This window comes from Pseudoalteromonas sp. T1lg88, from assembly GCF_002964765.1.
Taxonomy (GTDB): domain Bacteria; phylum Pseudomonadota; class Gammaproteobacteria; order Enterobacterales; family Alteromonadaceae; genus Pseudoalteromonas.
In genome coordinates, this window is record NZ_PQCF01000012.1 from 1 (window position 1) to 17,736 (window position 17,736).

Here is a 17,736-nt window from a genome sequence, read left to right on the forward strand (position 1 = left end):
GAATTTAATACTGATTGCAACAGCGATTAGTAACCAATTTGCTTGGTGACAATAGCGTTCTGGACCCACCTGACCCCATGCCGAACTCAGCAGTGAAACGGAACAGCGCCGATGATAGTGTGGCATTTGCCATGTGAAAGTAGGTCATCACCAGGCTCCTATTCAGAAAAACCCGCTCAATGAGCGGGTTTTTTACGTTTGGGACCCACCTGACTGGAAGGCCAGCCCCGCCCATGCCGAACTCAGTAGTGAAACGAAACAGCCGGATGGCCGGCCCCGGTCGATGATAGTGTGGCATTTGCCTTGTGAAAGTAGAACATCGTCAGGGCCTTATTAAACGAAGAACCCAGCCTAGTGCTGGGTTTTTTCGTTTTAAAGACGTGATGTTCTACTTGAACAGGTGACAAAAATGTCGGGAACATTTTTGAACGCCGAAGGCGGCCCGTAGGGCGGAGGGCAGGATAGCCCGGAGTAAAGTAGTCGCTACGAAGTAGCGAACCAGCGCCTTATTAAAGAAACCCGTTGCAGCAATGCAGCGGGTTTTTTGCTTTCTGGCTTATGACTACAAAGCGGTTTATAACCAAGCTATAACACTCGAATAGCTGAGCCTTATTGTTATATAAGAGGTGGCGCGGTTGAGAGTGGTTTCAACAATACTTCCCTGTAGCTTGGTTACATCGCTTGTCCCCCTCCTAGCAGACCTCGTCACCTTCAAGTGGCATGAGTGAAACTGTTCACTCACTTAATTCCACTTTCAGCCATGCAGTATTGAATACGTCCTGTACTCACCCCTTCGGGCCAGCTAACGCTGTTCAAATCTGTTCCAGACAGATTTGTCACCTCAGAAGCTTCGAAGCAGTGCTTCGGTCTTCTTCGTCTAACAAAACCTTACAATGAATTGTTTGCCTTAATAACAGGAAAAGCGATACAAATAGGTAATAATTAGGGTAATTCTTCACCGTTTGGCTTAATGGAGTGCCTATGCGAGTTGTGTTGTTATGCTTATTGCTTGCAGGTCTGCCCCTGGCTGCGTCGCAAGCGCCAATACAAACGGCTTACGACTGTACTGCCGTGGAAATAGATGAAATCGATCCGGCTACTTTGACTAAGCAGGAGCGTATTAAGTTAATGGAAAATGCGCTGCTTGATTCGGTAAATAAATACAGCACCTGTTTGGATAAGGTGCAGCAGCAAATGGCCAGCGATCAGGCCCAAGCCAGCGCATCGGCTCAGGGGCAGGAACAGCAAGACGCGCAGGCCCAGTCTCAGTCCCAAGGAACTAGTACTGAACAAATGACCCAAGAATTGCCCTTATCAACCCAAGATCCAGCGCTTACCAAGGAGCAGGAAAAAATGAAATCCGGCGGTGGTCGGGCGCAACAGGTGGTTAAGCCTAAGGATAACGATTCTATTATTTGCACCATGCTCTATGAAGAGATCACCAAAGAAACAAACGATGCCACCAAGCAGGCGTTAATTAAGCAATATGAAGACTACAATTGCACTAAGTAAGCAAAGGTATTGAGATATGATATCTAAGAACCCTTATAGGCTAGCTGCGCTGTTGATCATAATGATGGTCACCCTCAGTGCCTGCCAATCGACCTCAAACAAGAATACTCGTAATGCTCCCCTAGCGGTCGGTCCGAACGCAATGGGGCAGGACTCATACAGCACAGCTAAGGCGCTACCTCAGAGCGATATTTTTTTAGATGTTGCGGTGCCGGTATTTGATCCAGGCTTACCCATGGACGGCAATAAGGTCGATTATGATGAGTTGGATGAAATGGATATTTGGCCGCAATTGCGTCGTGCCGAGGCCAAGCGCTTTGCGGTAGAGACCAAGCGCGCCATTGCTGCTACTCAGGCTTTCGGCTCTGTGTCTGTGGTGCCCGATGCCAATACCAGTGCCGATTTATACGTGCTGGGTACGGTATTGCACTCTGACTCCGAGTTTGTGCGTCTTGAGGTAACCGTGGTCGATAGCAGTGGTGAGCCTCTGGATAGCGAAGAGTTTGAGCATCAGGTGTCCAAGAGTTATTTCCGCGACGCCTTAAATGAAGGCAAAGATCCCTATCAGCCGGTGTTTGATCAGGTGGCTGACTATGTTTACCGGCTGTTGATGGATCTTTCCGAGCAACAAAAGCAGACCTTGAAAAACACCACTTTAGTACGTTATGCCCATTATTATTCTCCCGAGGCCTTTAAGGACTATCTCAAGGTATCTATCGACCGTAAGAACGGCACCCGTTTTTACAAGTATGAGCTTAATGGCCTGCCAGCGGCTGACGATGCCATGTTGCAACGCATTGAGGTGCTGCGTAATCAAGAAATGTTGTTTGTCGATCGTCTCCAGGATCAGTTCGATGTATTCCAACAAAGCACAGATGATCCTTATCACGAATGGCAGCGTGAAACCTTACCCGAGGCTGTCAGGGCACGAGAGGCCCGTGCCGAGCGTAATACCAAGGCCGTGGTCGGTGCCCTAGGCTTTATAGCTGCCCTGGCGCTGGGCAACAACAGTAACTCAACTTCCACTTCGGTGGCTAAAACAGCAGGTGCCCTGGGCAGTGTTTGGCTGTTAAAGGATGCCTATCAAGCGAATCATAACCTTAAAGTGGCCTCAGCGGTGATCGATGAAATGGGTCAGGGTCTGGACTTAACCCTTAGTCCTCAGGTAATGGAATTTAACGAGCAGCAGGTTGAATTAAGCGGTACCGCCGCCGAGCAGTATCAGCAATGGAAAGCTCATTTAAGGAAGATGTATCATCTTGAAACCAGTGCCAATTAAGCGCCTGCCATTTTCAGTAATAAAGAACACAAGGTATTAGTGGTGGGCGAAGATAAGAAGACGAGCTTAGATCAGCAGCTGCAACAGCAAACCTCGGCCCGCGGGGCAAAGCTCAATACCTATATGCTAGTTGTTGCTGTAACTCTGGCTTTAGTGTTGGCGGTGAGTGTTTGGTATGCCTTAAGTGAGGATGCGGCGATGCCTTCGGCACACATCACATCAGTGCCAAGTGCTGAACTGGCTATTCCCCTTAATAGTGCTGCGAACGAGGTGCTGCGTGAGCAAGTGCAACAGGCCATTTTAACCTTTGAGCAGCAACACCAAGCCTTGCTAACTAACGAACAGGTGATTGCTTTCGCCCCCGAGCGACAAGTACAGGCCAAAGGTGCTTTTGAGGTTGCCCTCACGGCCTTTGCACAAGGCCAGTTTAGTCAGGCTCAGGTGTATTTACAGCAGGCCGATGAACTGGCAACCGAGTTATCAGTACAATGGCAGCAAGCCATAGATAGCTGGTATCAGCAGGCATTAAAGGCCCTAGAGGAGAAACGTCCGCAAGAAGCCAGGCTTTATGTGGATAAGATGTATGCGCTCAATGAAGAGGATGCGCGCATCGATACCTTGCAACAGCAGATCCAAGCCTTTACCCAGCAGCAAAGTCTAAGGCGTGATTATCAGGGGGCCGTGGCGGAGCGCGATATAGATAAACAGGCGGCGGTGTTGGCGCAACTTGTGGCACTGCAACCCGAAAACCAGGAGTTGCAGGATAAACTTAATGCTGCCGAGGAAAGCATACGTAAACGCCAAGTTGCCCAGGCGGTCAAAGAGGCGCAGCAGGCCTTGGTACAGCAAGACTTTATCTTGGCCGAGCAGGCGATTACACAATTGCAGCGTTTAAAAGCCGACGGCGACACCCTGAATTTATTGCGCGCGCAACTGAGTAAACAGCAGCGCCAGCTGAGTACCGAGCGCACCCGCGCCTTGTTAGTTGCCGCCAGCGAACAGCAAGAGTGGCAGCAGGTAGAGAGCCTAGCGCAGCAGTATTTGGCGCGCGCCCCCGGTGATAGCACCATTACCCACTTGTTGACCCGTGCCAAACAGGTATTGGCGGCGCAGCGCGCTTTAAGTATTTATACGGCGCGGCCCGAGCGTTTAAGCGACAGTAATATTCGCGCTCAGGCCGAGGCGGCGGTGACTAAGGCCCAGCCCTATGCCCCTTACTCGCAGCAATTGGCAAACAGCATCGAAGAGTTGAATCAACACCTGAGTCACTTTAGCACTCCCATCGCCGTGACCTTGCTGTCCGATGAGCAAACCCAGGTACGCATTTATGGCGTTGAACAGCTTGGCGAGTTTGCTCAAAAGCAAGTGATGCTCTTACCCGGCAGTTATACTCTTGAAGGGCGCAGAACGGGTTATGTCAGTGTGAAATATGAGCTTGAGGTGAGCGCAACGGATACGCCAATTACGCTTACCATAGCCTGTACACAAAGGATTTAGTGGTTATGTCAGAGCTAGACGCACAATTAAAACAACGACAAAAAAGCAGCTTGCTACCCTTGCTGATCGCCAGCTGCCTGGCGCTGATGAGTGTGGCGGCCATAGTGATCTATCTGTTTATCGCTAAGGGACATGCTATTAAGGTCTTGCCCGTCGAGGCCCAAGAGCAGGCGCAGGTTGAGATTACTGCTGGGTTTGGCTTTGTGACCGATGAGCTGGTCTATCGCTTTGCCAGCGACGTGAAAATTAAGGTCTCCTCTGCCACCTATTTTGCTCAGGAGCTAGTGCTGACAGACACCAGCCCCGCCGTCGTGACTATAGAGCTCAAACCCCGCCCAGGTACCTTGGTGGGCAAGGTCGCTCAGCCCTATGGCGAACATACCTTGTGGGTTGTTGATGGCCGCTTGCTGGCCAAAGGGGCGACCATTAGCGAGACACTGGGTGAAGGCGAATACACGCTCAGTATCGAAAATCCCTATTATCAAAACCAGCAGCAGGCGCTGATAATGGCACGGGCGCAAACGACCGAGGTAAGCCCTGAGTTAGCTCCCATCTCCGGGGTATTGGATCTGGCATCCATTCCCAATGGCGCAGAGGTCTATATGGGTGGTAAAAGCCTGGGTAAAACTCCTTTGCGACACACCTTGGCCGGAGGTAGTTATATTCTGGAGTTGCATAAGCCGGGTTATGAGCCGAGTATTGAGAATGTGGAAATTACCGAGCAATATTCGAGTGTTACCCGCCAATACCAACTTAAACCCGAACAAGCCTATTTGGAGATAACCCTGGATCCCGAGGGTGGCAGCCTGTTTATTGATGGTCAGAAGGTGGCGCCGGGGCATGTGGCCGTGGATGCCAATACCATGCACAGGGTGCGCTATGACAAGCCAGGCTATTACAGCTTTAACAGCAAGGTGATCCTGCCCCCCAAGGAGCAAAAATTCTACGCCATTACCCTAAAGCCGGAGCAAGGCAAGGTCAGCGTGCGCAGCAATGTCGAGGCCGAGGTCTATATTAATGGTCAGTTACGAGGTAAAACACCGCTGAGCAAGATCCTGCCTGCTACCGCTCATGAAATTAAGGTGAGCAAACCCGGGTACCGTACTGTGGTTAAAACCCTGACTCCAAGCGCCAAACACGCCTCTACGGTGGATGTCACCTTGCTAACGGAGTTTGATGCCCGCCGTCAGGAGGGGCGCCCCCTATTTGTTTCTACTCTGGGCATGGAGCTGCAGCAATTTAATATGACGCCCTTTACCCTGGGCTCACCAGCCAATGAAGTGGGTCGCCAGCGCAATGAGTTCCAGGTGCAGGTCGATTTCACCCGACCGGTCTGGGTGGGCAAACATGAAGTGACCGAGGCGCAATTTCATGCTTTCGATAAGCAGGTGCCTAAATCCCAATTGCCGGTAACTAATATCAGTTGGTTGGCCGCCGCACAATACTGTAACTGGCTCAGTGAACAAGAAGCCCTGGAACCCTATTACCGTATCGTTAAGAACCAGTTTACGGGTATCAATAAAAAAGCCCGGGGTTATCGTTTGCTGAGCGAGGCGGAATGGGAATGGTTGGCGAAAAAAGCCAAGCGTGCCCGCGCCAGCAAGTATGTGTGGGGCGACAGCGAGCGGGTGCCTAAGGAAGCGGGTAACTTTGCCGATGCCAACCTTAAGGGCAAGCAGGCATTTTATCTGGCTGACTATCAGGACAGCCACGCGGGTAAGGCGCCGGTGGGCAGCTATCGTGCTGATAAGGCCGGTCTTTATGACTTGGCCGGTAATGTTAGTGAATGGGTGTTTGATGTCAGCTCCTATGTCACCCCGGATTTGAACCGGGTGCACAAGGATTATCTTGGCCCAGGGGGTGGAGGTAACCATATTGCCAAGGGCGGCAACTATCAGTCCGGGCGACTGCAGGATTTACGGGCGGCGCTAAAAATCGTTACCGATGGTCCCAGTGAAACCATAGGCTTTCGCATCGCCCGTTATGAGAGGTAAGGTATGAAACGTAAAGGCATATTACTGGTGCTGGCCTTAGTCTTGGTCGGCGCCGTCACTTCGGTCGCGATGGCGGCAAAAATCAGTTTGGACTCACCGGCCACCTTCCCGGTGGATATCTAAGGAGCGCATTATGGTAACGGACAATACCCGCATGAATTTGCCGCCGCTGGTGTCTATCGGCATCTTTATTGTTACCGTCGTTGTGGTGCACTTGCTGTATCAAGGGGTGATCCGCCCTGCGGCGGAAGCCGCTATTGCCGCCCATGGCAGTGGTGCCACGACTAATCTTTGGGTGATCTTAAAAGATGCCGAGCAGCAGGCTTGTATGACCTTGGGGTTGTTCTGTCTGATCCTGATGGGCTACAAGTATTATCGTATCGTCACCAAGGAAGAGCCGGTCTTTACCTTTGACTATCTGCGCTCTTTCCCCAAGGAGGAGGAGCTGAATGTGGATGAAGCACTGGCGTTTTTAGAAGAAGGGGAGAGTGCAAAAAATAGCTCTGTGGCCACCTGGATCAATTGCTTACGTCGCTATAAAAACACCCAAAATGTGCAGCATGCCGCCGATGCTATTCGTGATAGCGTTGAATCTCTGGCGGCGCAACTGGAGGCGGGTAACGCCACCATTCGCTACTTTATCTGGGCCATTCCCAGTATTGGTTTTGTTGGCACCGTACGCGGTATTGGCTCGGCCCTGGCAAAAGCTGAAGAGGCGGTGGCCGGTGATATCGCCGGTATGGTGGATAAGCTCGGGGTCGCCTTTAACTCGACCCTAGTTTCGCTGTTGCTTTCTATCCTCTTGATGTATGTGCTATTTCATCTTAATAACCGCCAGGATGAAATGGTGCTCAAAACCAAGAACAACTGTGAAACCCATCTGTTAACCCATCTGCATAAGTAGCCAAGATGTTGAAGCGGCGCGGCGAACAAGGGTTAAACCTGTCCTTTCTCGATGTTATGGCTTGTGGCTTGGGCGCTGTTTTGATGATCCTGATCGTCATCAAGTTTCAGGCCTCAACCTCGATACCCAGCACCGAAATAGAGCGACTGCAGCAAAAGCTCGCCGCCACCGAGGAGCAGGCCAGTGCCTTGCAGCAGGAGCTGGATGAGGTGGCGCAAGCGCTGGCCGCGGCGCAAGCGCAAAACAGTGATAACGACGAGCGCGTGGCCGCGCTAAAACTCATGCAGCAAGCGGCCAGGCAGGCCTTGCAAAATCAACAAGCGGTGGTGGCGCAGTTACAGCAGTCGGTAGCCGCGGCGGCGCCGAAACAGGCGGATGATCCTATTGAGTTAAAGGGTGGTGGTGAGGAGAATTACTTATTGGGCCTCAAGGTTGAAGGTCAGCGTATAGGCATTTTGATCGATCACAGCGCCTCGATGACGGACGAGCAGCTGATCAAGGTGATACGCCGTAAGCTCGGCCCCGCCCAGCAAAAGCAACAGGGGCCAAAATGGCAGCGTACCAAGCGGGTAGCGAAATGGTTGCTGGCACGGGTGCCGAAGCAGTCTCAGGTCAGCGTGGTCGCCTTTAATTCCGGTGCTCAGGTGCTAGGCAACAGGGCCGTCAATTCGGCCAAGGTGGAGACCAGCATGCAGTCCTTGGTTAAGGACATTGACGCCCTGGTGCCGGAAAATGGCACCGACCTGTATACCGCCTTGAGCACCATCAAGAGCACCTTTGCCGATATGGATGCGCTCTATATTATCACCGATGGCTTGCCGACCATGATGTCCGGCGCCCAAGGGTTTCGTGAAACAAAAAACTGCCAACCCCTTACCGGTAATATGAAAACCATAGATGGCGATTGTCGTGCCAGAATCCATCAGTTCAGCATCGCCCAGGCCGCGCCCAAGGTACCGACCCACATTGTCTTACTGCCCTTGGAGGGGGATCCGTTGGCGCCGGCGCTTTACTGGAACTGGGCCAATAACACCGGCGGTTTGATGATAGCCCCGGCGCGGAGCTGGCCATGAAGCGGCGTGAACCGGTAGAAATCTTTAGCCTGTCTTTTTTAGACATTATTTCCTGTGCGTTTGGCGCTGTGGTGATGCTGATCCTGCTGGCTAAAAATGGCGATCAGGGTGAGTTTAATGACGCCAGTCAAATTGCCACCCTGGTTCGAGCCCTGGACGGGGCCGAGCGCAGCGTACAGCAATTACAGCAGGCCTTGAGCGAGGGTGCGGAGCAACTGGCCGCAGCAGAGGCGCAAGGGGCCAGTAATGCCGAGCAACAGCAAGCCTTACAGGTACAACTGACACGGGCCAAGGATAAGGTGCAGCAGTTGACCGATGCCGCCTCGGGGCTGGAGCAAACCCTGGTGGAGCGTCAGCGTGCCGCCATCAACGCCCCACGTGCCAGGGTGCGCGATGACGAGGTGGGCGGCATTCCCGTCGATAGCAATTATGTGGTCTTTATTATCGATACCTCGGGGTCGATGAAGACCATGTGGCCACGGGTGCTGAGAACCATGGACGAGGTGCTAAATAATCATCCCAAGGTGCAGGGCTTTCAAGTGCTGTCCGACAATGGAGAGGTGCTGGGCGGACGCTCCCTTGGTACCTGGCGCAGCGACAGTCGGGCGCAGCGCGCCGGGGTACTGCGAGGCTTACAGCAATGGCATGGCAGCTCGAACAGCTCGCCGGTGGAGGGCATTGCCGCCAGCCTCAAGGCCTATGCCCGCTATCAGGGGGATCTCGCCCTTTATGTCTTTGGCGATGACTTTACCGGTACCAGTTACGACGATGCCTTAGCGCAAATCAACCGGCTGAATCGCAGTACCGGCGGTACGCCTATCGCCCGTATTCATGGCATCGCCTTTAAGCGCAATATGGGCGCGTCACCGGATATGGTGAAGTTTTCCACCCTGATGCGTGAGGTGGCACGGCAAAATAACGGCACCTTTATGGGGCTGTAGTTTGATCTTCAGGTTGGCGCAATGGGTATAACCCTTTTTGTCATCGTACAAAGCATGTTTTAATGTCTCCCTCACACTAAAAAGACCCAGCAGCAGATGGAAAAATATCAATCTATTTATCAGCGTGCGCTTGAGCGCAAGGGCTCACAGGCGCAACTGGAAGCCTTACTCAGTAAGCCAAAAACCACCGAGCAATTAAAGCAACTAACCGATGATATCTGGTTAGAAGAGTTCACCCGAAAAATCTTTCAAAGTGGCTTTTATTGGGCGGTGATCAATGCCAAATGGCCGGGCTTTCGCGAGGTGTTCTGGGATTTTAGCGTTGAGAAATTACTGATGATGGCGCCGGAAATGCTGGAGCAAAAGGCCAGCGATGAACGTATTGTGCGCAACTTTAAAAAAGTGCAAACCTTGCCTATTAATTGTCTAATGATCCATGAAGTAGCACAAGAGCATGGCAGCTTTAGCGACTTTGTTGCCCAGTGGCCGAGCGAGGACATTACCGGCCTTTGGTTATATTTGAAAAAGCACGGCGCTCGCCTCGGTGGCAATACCGGCGCTTTTGCCCTGCGAGCTTTAGGTAAAGACACCTTTATGTTATCGCGCGATGTGGAAGCCTATTGCCGTGCCAATGAGGTGATCGACGGCGGTCTGCACTCGAAGCGCTCCCTGCAGGCCATACAAGGCATGTTTAATGAGCTGCAGCAGCAAAGTGGCCGCTCCTTAACGGAGCTAAGCCAGCTTATCGCCTTTAGCGTTGGCGACAATTATGTTGGTATGCAAACCAACTAAGGATAGCTATGAAGCTAGATAACCCCTATGCCCATATTGGCGCCCTGAGTCACAGCGCCCAGGTGCGTCAGTTTAGTCAGCCGCAGCTGTTGCTGTGGAATAGTGCGTTGGCGAAAACGCTGGGACTGAGCGAGGACGAAACCACTAAAGCCCAACTTGCCAGCGGTCAGTCTCATCCGGATGCTAATGCCTTGGCTTATGCCGGTCACCAGTTTGGCAATTACGTGCCCTTGCTCGGCGACGGTCGGGCTCATTTGCTTGGTGCCGTCACCGATCCTCAGGGGCTGAGCTGGGATCTGCAATTAAAGGGCTCAGGAGCAACCCAGTTTTCCCGTGGTGGTGATGGCCTCTGTGGTATTGGCCCGGCGGTGCGCGAATTTATTATGAGCGAAGCATTGGCGGCATTAAAGGTGCCTACCACGCGCTGTTTAAGTGTGGCGCTGAGCGGCGAGACGGTGATGCGACAACAGCCCAGCGCCGGCGCCATAGTGACGCGGGTGGCCAGCAGCCATATTCGCGTTGGCAGCTTTCAGTTTTTAGCCGCGCAGCAGGATGAGCAAGGCTTGGCCCAGTTGGTGGAGCTGACCATAACCCGTCATTACCCCGAGCTGGCCGCGCTGAGCGGGGATGAGCGCTTGTTGGCACTCTTTAGTGCGGTGATGGATAAGCAAATCGAACTGATTGTACACTGGCTGCGCATCGGCTTTATTCATGGGGTGATGAATACCGACAATACCCTGGTCAGTGGTGAAACCATAGATTATGGCCCCTGCGCCATGTTGAACGGCTTTGACTTTGGCCGGGTGTTTAGCTCCATCGACCGTACCGGTCGTTATGCCTTTGGCAATCAACCGCAGATCGCCAGTTGGAACCTGGCGCGCTTCGCGGAAACCCTGATTGACCTGTTTAGCGTAGAGCGCGACCAGGCGGTGGCAGAGTTAACCCAGGTGCTAGGCACCTTCGGCGACAAGTTTAATGCCGCCCTTAAAGCCATGTGGCTACAAAAACTGGGGCTCCTAGCCGAGGATAACGATGCCGAGGCGCTGGTGGATGAGCTATTGGGGATGATGCAAAAAGAGCAGTTGGATTACACTAATACCTTTGCGGCGCTCACCGACTACAGTCAACAGGGCAAAGGGCTGCCAGATACCCTGGCGTCAGCCTTGGGAGATTGGCTGGCGCGCTGGCAGGCGCGCGTAGCCGGGCACAAGGAGCACAGTGCGGCGTTGATGAGTGCAGCAAATCCGCAGGTGATCCCCCGTAATCATAGGGTGGAAGAGGTGATCGCCGACTTTGAGCGTCAGGGTCACAGCGACAAGCTGGCGCCGCTGCTGGCGGCCATTCGCAACCCTTATTGCCTTGACCCCGAGCATGCATATTTACAGCAGCCGCCAGAGCAGGGCGAAGACGACAGTTATCAAACCTTTTGTGGTACCTAGTGACCATTCTCCTTTGGCGTAACTAATAAAAAAGCCCAGGCAATTGCCTGGGCTTTTTTAGTAAAATGAGAAGGCTTAGTTAGCCTGGGCAAACGCCTCTGCTTGACGCCATACGCGCAGCATATTTTCGCCAAGGATCTTTTTGATATCCGCATCGCTATAGCCACGGTCCAATAAACCTTGTACCAGGTTAGGGTAGCTGGATACGTCTTTTAGGCCCACCGGCAGTGAGTCACCCACACCATCGTAGTCAGAGCCAATGCCCACATGCTCGATGCCGATCAGTTTCACCACATGGTCGATATGATCTAGCACCTGCTCCAGGCTGGCGAATGGGAAGGGGTTCTTCTTCAGGAAGGCCGCCTTAAAGTCGGTGGTGTCCTTGCCCGCTTCTTTGGCCTTATCTTGGGCCTCATCGCGACGGTCGTACCAGCTATTTGCGCTGCTGGTCACAAAGCTGGAACCGAAGTTAATTTGGATCACACCGCCGTTCTTTTTCAGCGCCAGCAGCATGTTGTCATCCATATTGCGCTCAAAACCCGGCGTGTATTTACGTAGCGAGGAGTGTGAGGCGATCACGGGCACCTTAGACAGCTCCATTACCTGATAGAAGGCCGCATCCGAGATGTGCGAGACATCGATCAGCATGCCGATATTATTCATCTCGGTGACCAGCTCTTTACCGAATGGGCTTAGGCCCTTCCATTTACGGCGGATATCATAGCTGGAGTCGGAAATATGGTTGCTTTGCGAATGCGCCAAGGTGATATAACGCACGCCACGCTCATAGAAGTGGTGCAGGTTCTTTATCTCGCCTTCGATGGGGGAGCCATTTTCCATACCCATGGCCAGCGACATCACGCCGTCTTTAAATTGCTTTTCTACATCTGCGACCGAGTCGGCAATGGCGAACTTATCGGGGGCGCGATAGGCCAGCGCTTCCATCATATCGATCAGCTGATTGGCCAGTTCATAGCTTTTACCTTTGCCTTCGAATTCCAAGTTGGCTGGAATATAGATAGACATGAAGGGCGCGTTTAAACCACCTTCAATGGCGCGAGGGTAATCGAAATCACCGCGCTCGGTGGCCTTGCTGACGTCATCCCATTTGTTATGAATGCGGTAAGGGACATCGATATGGGTATCGATAAGGATGTTTTCTTGCGCCAGTTTAATGGCTTTTTCTGATGCGTGGTAGTCATCCTGTGCTGCAACACTGGTGCTGCCCAGTGCTATTGCCAGCGCTGCCCCAAGGGTGGTGAGTTTCATAGTAGCCGCTCATTATTATTATCGAATTAAAGGCCCATTGTGGCGACATTTGCGGGGTATGACAAGGATATGAGATTAAAGTGTGCAGGCACGCAATAAGGTGCTCATAAACACAGAGTAGAGCGGCAAGGCAAAAGAGTATAAATCAAGGCGGATACCAATCCATACGTATTGTTGTACCGTAAAACACCTTCAACAAAATCGCGACAAACAGTGAATCAGCAATTTGATGAATAGAATAAACCCACGAAAACTAAGTAATAGTAAATGGACAGCCACTCAGCCGCGAAATAAAGAAAAGCACTTTTTAGTCACTGAGGTGGAATATGATGAGGACGGCACGGTGCTTTCGTGTACTTTGGAGGCGATCCTCTCGCGCAATGAATATGCAATCGATTGGACTGAGCTTAAAGATACCAGCCGATGGCAGCAAGGTTGGAAGTAGGGTGACACCTACATGCCATAATCCCGTTCGACTTTAGCGATGCGCAATTTAAACGCCGAATACCACTTTTTACGGCCGTTTTTTTGCGCTTCAAGGTGCTCCATATTCGCTTTCCAACTTTTTATTGCGGCTAAATCAGCCCACTAAGAAACCGTGATCCCCACTTCTTCACGAGCGGATTCAATGCCTAAAAAGCCGGTTTGTTCCTTGGCCAGCTCAACCATTCGTGCGGCGGTATCACCATAGCCTTCATCTTCTACCCCGCCCTGAAGAAACGTGCCATTATCGACACGGCGTGATTCTATCGCTTGGGGAGAAGATTGCAAAGTAAAGGAGTGAAGTATGGCTATGAATTTGAAAGCAAAAGCTAATCAACTTTCACCTTAGGCTCTTTAGATTGGCCACTTAGCAGTTTAGGTATGTCTATACCATTCACCGTATGAACTTTGTAGCCATCATAAGAAAATCCAAAAATGGATTGTTTACCATGGAGAGTTAATTTGTCACCTGGCGAAACCCAATGCCAATCAAAAGAACTTAAGCCGCAAAGACTGTTATTGAATAGCAGCTGATATTCTTTAATCAGTACGGAGCCATTGCAATGCTTTTGCTTATAGGAGCTGCTTTTTTTCTCAATTGTAACAACCATAGTCGCGTCATCCGCCAAGGAGTAGCTAAGATAATGCAGCGTTGTTGGGATACCTAAAGAGACAGCAATGAATACAAAGCCAGGAATTCCAAAAAGGCACATAAGCATATAAGCGACATATTGCATCCATGGACTTTTAAATTGCCCACGTGCTAATTGATAGCGCAGTTGAGAGTCCTTTTTGAAGAATGTGTAAGTCTGTAGTGCTATCAGGGCTAGCATAAGTGGAATGCTCAGCCACGCAAGTGGACGTGCAATGTGTTCATGAACGAGCACTTTTGCAGTAAAATGGAAAACTACCAGCCACAATATTACAATAATAAGGGTGAGTAACGTTATTGCCATCGCTTTATTTTGGTGATGTTTTGTTTTTACTTCCATGTATCACTCAGCTTCAAATAGATGTAACTCATCGCATCCCATCATCAGGGGGAGTTTTAGTTATGAGGTGGGTAACTAATCGATTCTCTTGCCTTGAAGGGTATGGAGTTTGTAGCCATCATATGAAAAACCAAAGACGGTCTCCTTACCATAAACGGTTATCTTGTCCCCCGGTGATAATAAACCCCATATTAAACTATTCATACCACACATGTTGCCATTAGTCGGAAGTTGATATTCTTTCAACCAAATAGAGCCGCGACATCTCCATTTCCCGGGCTTGTGGCTACTCCCTTTTCTGTCAATAGTAAGAACAAGGGTTGTGCTATTGGCAAAGGGGTAACAAATGTGGTGCAGTAGGGTTGGTATGCCAATGGCGATAGGGAAGTATACAAAGAACGGAATAAGTAAATATGCGACCGGTAGCACAAAATATTGGCCAAACTTTCCAGCTGTTTGTTCAAGTTTTTTGCGAAAGCTCTTTTTGAATAACGCATAAGTGAGTAGTGCTATTAGAGCCAGAGTCAAGGGAAGACTTAGCCATGCAAGGGCGCGTGCCAGCTCTTCATTGACGAAAACCCCTCCAAAAAGAGGGGGGAAAACTAACACACACATCGCTAAAGCAATGGCCTGAAAAAGTTTTTCCTGTTTTTTTGACAGCTGGGGTTTGCCTACTTTGCTTTTAACTTTCATGGTTCACTCAGCCCCAAATAAATGTAACTTATCACATCCCACCAGTAGGCATAGTTTCAATTGTGAGGTGGTTAGCCCATTGACTTCCCTGCCTTGCAGGGTATGGAGTTTGTAGCCTTCATAGGAAAAGCCAAAGACGGTTTTTTTACCATAGAAAATGACCTTGTCCCCCGGCGATAAAATATGCCAATAAGGTTTATACATACCACAAATAGAGTCATTGAAGAGAAGCTGATATTCTTCAAACCACATCCTGCCACTGCAACGTGTGCGCCTGTAACTAGACTCTTTATCCTTCACAGTAAGGACAAGAGTGGCTGGTTCAACCAAAGGTGAACTTAAATGGTGAAGGGTTGTTGGTATGCCCATAGCAACTATGATGTAAACAAAGTAAGGAATAGCCAAAAAGTAACCGAACAAGTATTTGAAGTATTGACAGAAAGTACTTTGGGAGCATCGTATTTTTAATTCGTAACGGAATTGGGAGCCCTTTTTGAAGAACAAGTAAGTTACCAGTGACATCAGACTTAGTGAGAGGAGTGCACTGAACCATCCGAGCGGGAGCGCCATTTGTTCATTAACGAAAATGGGCCAAATTACCGGTGATATCATGACACCAACCATTGCGAGGCCAATGACAGATTCAAGTATATTACGAGCTTTTGATTTCCTCGTCTTGTTCGTTTTGTTTTCCACTTCCATGTTTAATCCAATCCTCGAGGTTGTTACTTACATCCCATAATCCCGCTCGACTTTAGCTATACGCAACTTAAATGACGCATACCATTTTTCGCGTCCAAGTTTTTGCGCTTCTAGGTGCTCCATATTGCGCTTCCAGTTTTTTATCGATTCCAGATCGGTCCAGTAGGAGACGGTGATGCCCACTTCCTCGCGAGCAGATTCGACGCCTAAAAAGCCGGGCTGTTGCTCGGCCAGCTCTACCATGCGGGTGGCGGTGTCGCCATAGCCTTCATCTATCTCGGTGCGCAGCGACGTGAAAATAACGGTGTAGTAGGGCGGTTTAGGAGTTTGCGCAATGAGAGACATAAGACTTCCTCTTTGGATTATGAGTGTGATGTATTGAGCTCAACCGTCTACGACGAAGCTTCTATTCCTAAAGGATGTATGTGTAAGTTATGCCCTGCACTTTTTTCATTTCAGGCATCCAATTTGCGCCACCACTGACACTTGTAATGCCACCCCATAAAGGTGATATATATAAGCCACTTTCTTGGAGAGGGTTTCTTTGCAAGACAATATAAACTCCCACATTATCTACCCGCACTTCTTTTGGCTTGAGTGCTTTAATAGCGGCGGGAATTTGATCCTCAGTTAAGGTGGTGCTTTCTGACTGTGCGCCAGCGCGCAGGGTTTCTGCGGTTTGCTCTATTGATACTATGTCGAGCCCTTTTACCTCAGGGTGGTCAACACACGCACTCAAAACCAATACCAGCAGTAAAATTAAAGATATTCTCATAAACTGTCCTTGTCGTAGTTTGTATAGTTATTGTTCGTTACTTTATCAACAAAGTGTGGCGAGTTGCTATAAGTCAGTATGAAATTATCACTGCTTAAAACTCATCCCTATCAATGTGATAGTCGCCTTCCTCGGCCTGCATTTGCTTAAACTGCTGGGCGCTCATAATGTTTACTTCTTCATGGAGTTCCGAGTAAACGATCAGTGCCTCGCCGCTTTTTATCAGGCCAAGCACCTGTTCGATTTTCGTAGCCTTGTCCACCTCGGTTTCACCATAGTCGGTGCCTTCGCGAAGAATAAACTGCTCTATGAGGTTGGTAAGTGCTTCTTTACTTAATTCTTGGTAGGGAATGATCATGCGTTTTCTAATTGCTCTAAGAAGTATTGGGGTACGGTTTGCTCTAACCAAAATTCCGGTTTAAACCAGCCGCTGCAACTGATAAAGCCCACATGTCCGCCCTTGGCCGATACGCGTAAATCAACGGCGGCGGAGACATCTTCTGGGCGGGGTACCGCCGGGGTTGCCAGCATGGGGTCGTCTTCGGCATGAATTATCAGGGTCGGGGTGGCAATATGTTTCAAATAGGGCTTGGCACTGCTTTTTTGGTAGTAATCCTCGGCGCCGTTAAAACCATGCAGGGGCGCGGTGATCATATCGTCAAACTGCCACAGGTCATTGATGCTGTTGAGCTGCTCGGCACTCATATCAAGCGCACCTTTGAGGTGCGGCAGCTTGCGGGTCATGGACTTTTTCATGCGGCCAAGCAGGTAGTGCTGATAAATTTTGCCCAGGCTTTTGCGGATCACCTGACAGGAGCTGGATAAATCATGAGGGGCGCTGATCACCGCCGCGGCCTTAAGACCACTGTGCTCGCGCTGCTCGCCCAGGTATTTGGCCAGGACGTTGCCGCCGAGTGAAAAGCCGACCGCCGCCAAGGCACGTCCGGGAAAACGTTGCTGCAGGGTGCGGATAAAAAAGCCTAAATCCTGAGTTTCGCCGCTGTGATAGGCGCGGGTTTGTCGGTTTGGTTCGCCGGAGCAGTTGCGAAAATGCATCAGCACCGCATCCAGCCCTGCCGCTTGCAACGCCAGCATCATGCCCTTGGCATAAAAGCTGTCGATATTACCCTCCAGACCATGGAGGATGATCACCAGTGGCTTATCCGGCTGGGCTGGTTGTGCCCAGGCAAGATCGAGAAAGTCGTCATCTTCCGTGGTGATGATTTCGCGGCTGACATTCACCTTAAAACCGGGGCGAAAAAAGCGCGGTAAAATGGTTTGCAGGTGGCGGCCGGGCATCCACCAGGCAGGGGTAAAGTGGTTACTCACTGAATATTTACCAACAAAATCAGAATACATCGCGCACTATAGTAACAAAGTTTGGCGACATG

Annotated in this window: 18 protein-coding genes, 1 rRNA gene and 1 pseudogene; 11 read left to right on the forward strand and 9 right to left on the reverse strand. The window is 50.6% G+C overall.

The window, feature by feature from the left end:
• Positions 1-41 precede the first annotated feature (41 nt).
• From rrf to C2M34_RS06095, 10 genes are all read left to right on the forward strand, one after another.
• Positions 42-156, forward strand: a 5S ribosomal RNA gene (gene rrf / locus C2M34_RS06050).
• Between the two features lie 825 nt (positions 157-981).
• Positions 982-1,512, forward strand: a complete 531-nt coding sequence (locus C2M34_RS06055; RefSeq protein ID WP_105200428.1) for a hypothetical protein — start codon at positions 982-984, stop codon at positions 1,510-1,512.
• A gap of 16 nt (positions 1,513-1,528) precedes the next feature.
• Positions 1,529-2,791: a hypothetical protein gene (locus C2M34_RS06060; RefSeq protein WP_233997947.1), complete on the forward strand. Its 1,263-nt coding sequence runs from the start codon at positions 1,529-1,531 to the stop codon at positions 2,789-2,791.
• Positions 2,792-2,833: 42 nt separating this feature from the next.
• Positions 2,834-4,288, forward strand: a complete 1,455-nt coding sequence (locus C2M34_RS06065) for a hypothetical protein (RefSeq protein ID WP_105258319.1) — start codon at positions 2,834-2,836, stop codon at positions 4,286-4,288.
• A 5-nt stretch (positions 4,289-4,293) separates the two neighbouring features.
• On the forward strand, positions 4,294-6,282 hold the full coding sequence (locus C2M34_RS06070; RefSeq protein WP_105258320.1) for a PEGA domain-containing protein: 1,989 nt from the start codon (positions 4,294-4,296) through the stop codon (positions 6,280-6,282).
• 133 nt (positions 6,283-6,415) lie between these two features.
• A complete protein-coding gene (locus C2M34_RS06075; RefSeq protein ID WP_105258321.1) occupies positions 6,416-7,186 on the forward strand; it encodes a MotA/TolQ/ExbB proton channel family protein in 771 nt (256 codons plus the stop codon).
• A gap of 5 nt (positions 7,187-7,191) precedes the next feature.
• Positions 7,192-8,259 (forward strand): vWA domain-containing protein, encoded by a 1,068-nt coding sequence (locus tag C2M34_RS06080; RefSeq protein ID WP_105258322.1) that lies wholly within the window; start codon positions 7,192-7,194, stop codon positions 8,257-8,259.
• The gene (locus C2M34_RS06085; protein WP_105258323.1) at positions 8,256-9,200 is read left to right on the forward strand and encodes a hypothetical protein; all 945 of its coding nucleotides are present in this window, start codon (positions 8,256-8,258) and stop codon (positions 9,198-9,200) included. Before C2M34_RS06080 ends, C2M34_RS06085 begins: the two co-directional genes overlap by 4 nt.
• Before the next feature lie 96 nt (positions 9,201-9,296).
• Positions 9,297-9,992, forward strand: a complete 696-nt coding sequence (locus C2M34_RS06090; RefSeq protein WP_105200421.1) for a DNA-3-methyladenine glycosylase I — start codon at positions 9,297-9,299, stop codon at positions 9,990-9,992.
• 8 nt (positions 9,993-10,000) lie between these two features.
• Positions 10,001-11,431, forward strand: a complete 1,431-nt coding sequence (locus C2M34_RS06095; RefSeq protein ID WP_105258324.1) for a protein adenylyltransferase SelO — start codon at positions 10,001-10,003, stop codon at positions 11,429-11,431.
• A 75-nt stretch (positions 11,432-11,506) separates the two neighbouring features.
• Here C2M34_RS06095 and C2M34_RS06100 read toward each other — a convergent pair whose 3' ends face one another.
• Complete coding sequence (locus C2M34_RS06100; protein WP_105258325.1) at positions 11,507-12,700, reverse strand: dipeptidase; 1,194 nt, start codon at positions 12,698-12,700, stop codon at positions 11,507-11,509.
• 229 nt (positions 12,701-12,929) lie between these two features.
• Between C2M34_RS06100 and C2M34_RS06105 the strand changes: the two genes are divergently transcribed.
• Positions 12,930-13,145, forward strand: a complete 216-nt coding sequence (locus C2M34_RS06105; protein ID WP_105190307.1) for a TIGR02450 family Trp-rich protein — start codon at positions 12,930-12,932, stop codon at positions 13,143-13,145.
• Between the two features lie 8 nt (positions 13,146-13,153).
• Here C2M34_RS06105 and C2M34_RS06110 read toward each other — a convergent pair.
• The 8 genes and pseudogenes from C2M34_RS06110 to C2M34_RS06145 form a co-directional block, all read right to left on the reverse strand.
• A pseudogene (locus tag C2M34_RS06110) lies at positions 13,154-13,369 on the reverse strand (antibiotic biosynthesis monooxygenase family protein).
• Between the two features lie 143 nt (positions 13,370-13,512).
• Positions 13,513-14,175, reverse strand: a complete 663-nt coding sequence (locus C2M34_RS06115; protein WP_105190306.1) for a hypothetical protein — start codon at positions 14,173-14,175, stop codon at positions 13,513-13,515.
• Between the two features lie 75 nt (positions 14,176-14,250).
• Positions 14,251-14,868, reverse strand: coding sequence for a hypothetical protein (locus C2M34_RS06120; protein WP_105258326.1), 618 nt, complete (start codon positions 14,866-14,868; stop codon positions 14,251-14,253).
• A 3-nt stretch (positions 14,869-14,871) separates the two neighbouring features.
• On the reverse strand, positions 14,872-15,570 hold the full coding sequence (locus C2M34_RS06125) for a hypothetical protein (RefSeq protein ID WP_105258327.1): 699 nt from the start codon (positions 15,568-15,570) through the stop codon (positions 14,872-14,874).
• Positions 15,571-15,597: 27 nt separating this feature from the next.
• Positions 15,598-15,915, reverse strand: coding sequence for an antibiotic biosynthesis monooxygenase family protein (locus C2M34_RS06130; RefSeq protein ID WP_105258328.1), 318 nt, complete (start codon positions 15,913-15,915; stop codon positions 15,598-15,600).
• Positions 15,916-15,982: 67 nt separating this feature from the next.
• A complete protein-coding gene (locus C2M34_RS06135) occupies positions 15,983-16,345 on the reverse strand; it encodes a hypothetical protein (protein WP_105200416.1) in 363 nt (120 codons plus the stop codon).
• 94 nt (positions 16,346-16,439) lie between these two features.
• Positions 16,440-16,703, reverse strand: a complete 264-nt coding sequence (locus C2M34_RS06140) for a YheU family protein (RefSeq protein ID WP_105258329.1) — start codon at positions 16,701-16,703, stop codon at positions 16,440-16,442.
• Positions 16,700-17,674: a hydrolase gene (locus C2M34_RS06145; RefSeq protein WP_199775682.1), complete on the reverse strand. Its 975-nt coding sequence runs from the start codon at positions 17,672-17,674 to the stop codon at positions 16,700-16,702. Before C2M34_RS06145 ends, C2M34_RS06140 begins: the two co-directional genes overlap by 4 nt.
• Positions 17,675-17,736: the final 62 nt, after the last annotated feature.

What these genes read in the sequence shown, in the direction of transcription:
- C2M34_RS06070 (WP_105258320.1), top strand. Translation starts at nt 4,294, where the DNA reads ATGTCAGAGCTAGACGCACAATTAAAACAACGACAAAAAAGCAGCTTG.
- C2M34_RS06125 (WP_105258327.1), bottom strand. Translation starts at nt 15,570, where the DNA reads ATGGAAGTGGAAAACAAAACGAACAAGACGAGGAAATCAAAAGCTCGT.
- C2M34_RS06100 (WP_105258325.1), bottom strand. Translation starts at nt 12,700, where the DNA reads ATGAAACTCACCACCCTTGGGGCAGCGCTGGCAATAGCACTGGGCAGC.
- C2M34_RS06140 (WP_105258329.1), bottom strand. Translation starts at nt 16,703, where the DNA reads ATGATCATTCCCTACCAAGAATTAAGTAAAGAAGCACTTACCAACCTC.
- C2M34_RS06130 (WP_105258328.1), bottom strand. Translation starts at nt 15,915, where the DNA reads ATGTCTCTCATTGCGCAAACTCCTAAACCGCCCTACTACACCGTTATT.
- C2M34_RS06055 (WP_105200428.1), top strand. Translation starts at nt 982, where the DNA reads ATGCGAGTTGTGTTGTTATGCTTATTGCTTGCAGGTCTGCCCCTGGCT.
- C2M34_RS06095 (WP_105258324.1), top strand. Translation starts at nt 10,001, where the DNA reads ATGAAGCTAGATAACCCCTATGCCCATATTGGCGCCCTGAGTCACAGC.
- C2M34_RS06090 (WP_105200421.1), top strand. Translation starts at nt 9,297, where the DNA reads ATGGAAAAATATCAATCTATTTATCAGCGTGCGCTTGAGCGCAAGGGC.
- C2M34_RS06060 (WP_233997947.1), top strand. Translation starts at nt 1,529, where the DNA reads ATGATATCTAAGAACCCTTATAGGCTAGCTGCGCTGTTGATCATAATG.
- C2M34_RS06120 (WP_105258326.1), bottom strand. Translation starts at nt 14,868, where the DNA reads ATGAAAGTTAAAAGCAAAGTAGGCAAACCCCAGCTGTCAAAAAAACAG.
- C2M34_RS06115 (WP_105190306.1), bottom strand. Translation starts at nt 14,175, where the DNA reads ATGGAAGTAAAAACAAAACATCACCAAAATAAAGCGATGGCAATAACG.
- C2M34_RS06105 (WP_105190307.1), top strand. Translation starts at nt 12,930, where the DNA reads ATGAATAGAATAAACCCACGAAAACTAAGTAATAGTAAATGGACAGCC.
- C2M34_RS06080 (WP_105258322.1), top strand. Translation starts at nt 7,192, where the DNA reads ATGTTGAAGCGGCGCGGCGAACAAGGGTTAAACCTGTCCTTTCTCGAT.
- C2M34_RS06075 (WP_105258321.1), top strand. Translation starts at nt 6,416, where the DNA reads ATGGTAACGGACAATACCCGCATGAATTTGCCGCCGCTGGTGTCTATC.
- C2M34_RS06085 (WP_105258323.1), top strand. Translation starts at nt 8,256, where the DNA reads ATGAAGCGGCGTGAACCGGTAGAAATCTTTAGCCTGTCTTTTTTAGAC.
- C2M34_RS06135 (WP_105200416.1), bottom strand. Translation starts at nt 16,345, where the DNA reads ATGAGAATATCTTTAATTTTACTGCTGGTATTGGTTTTGAGTGCGTGT.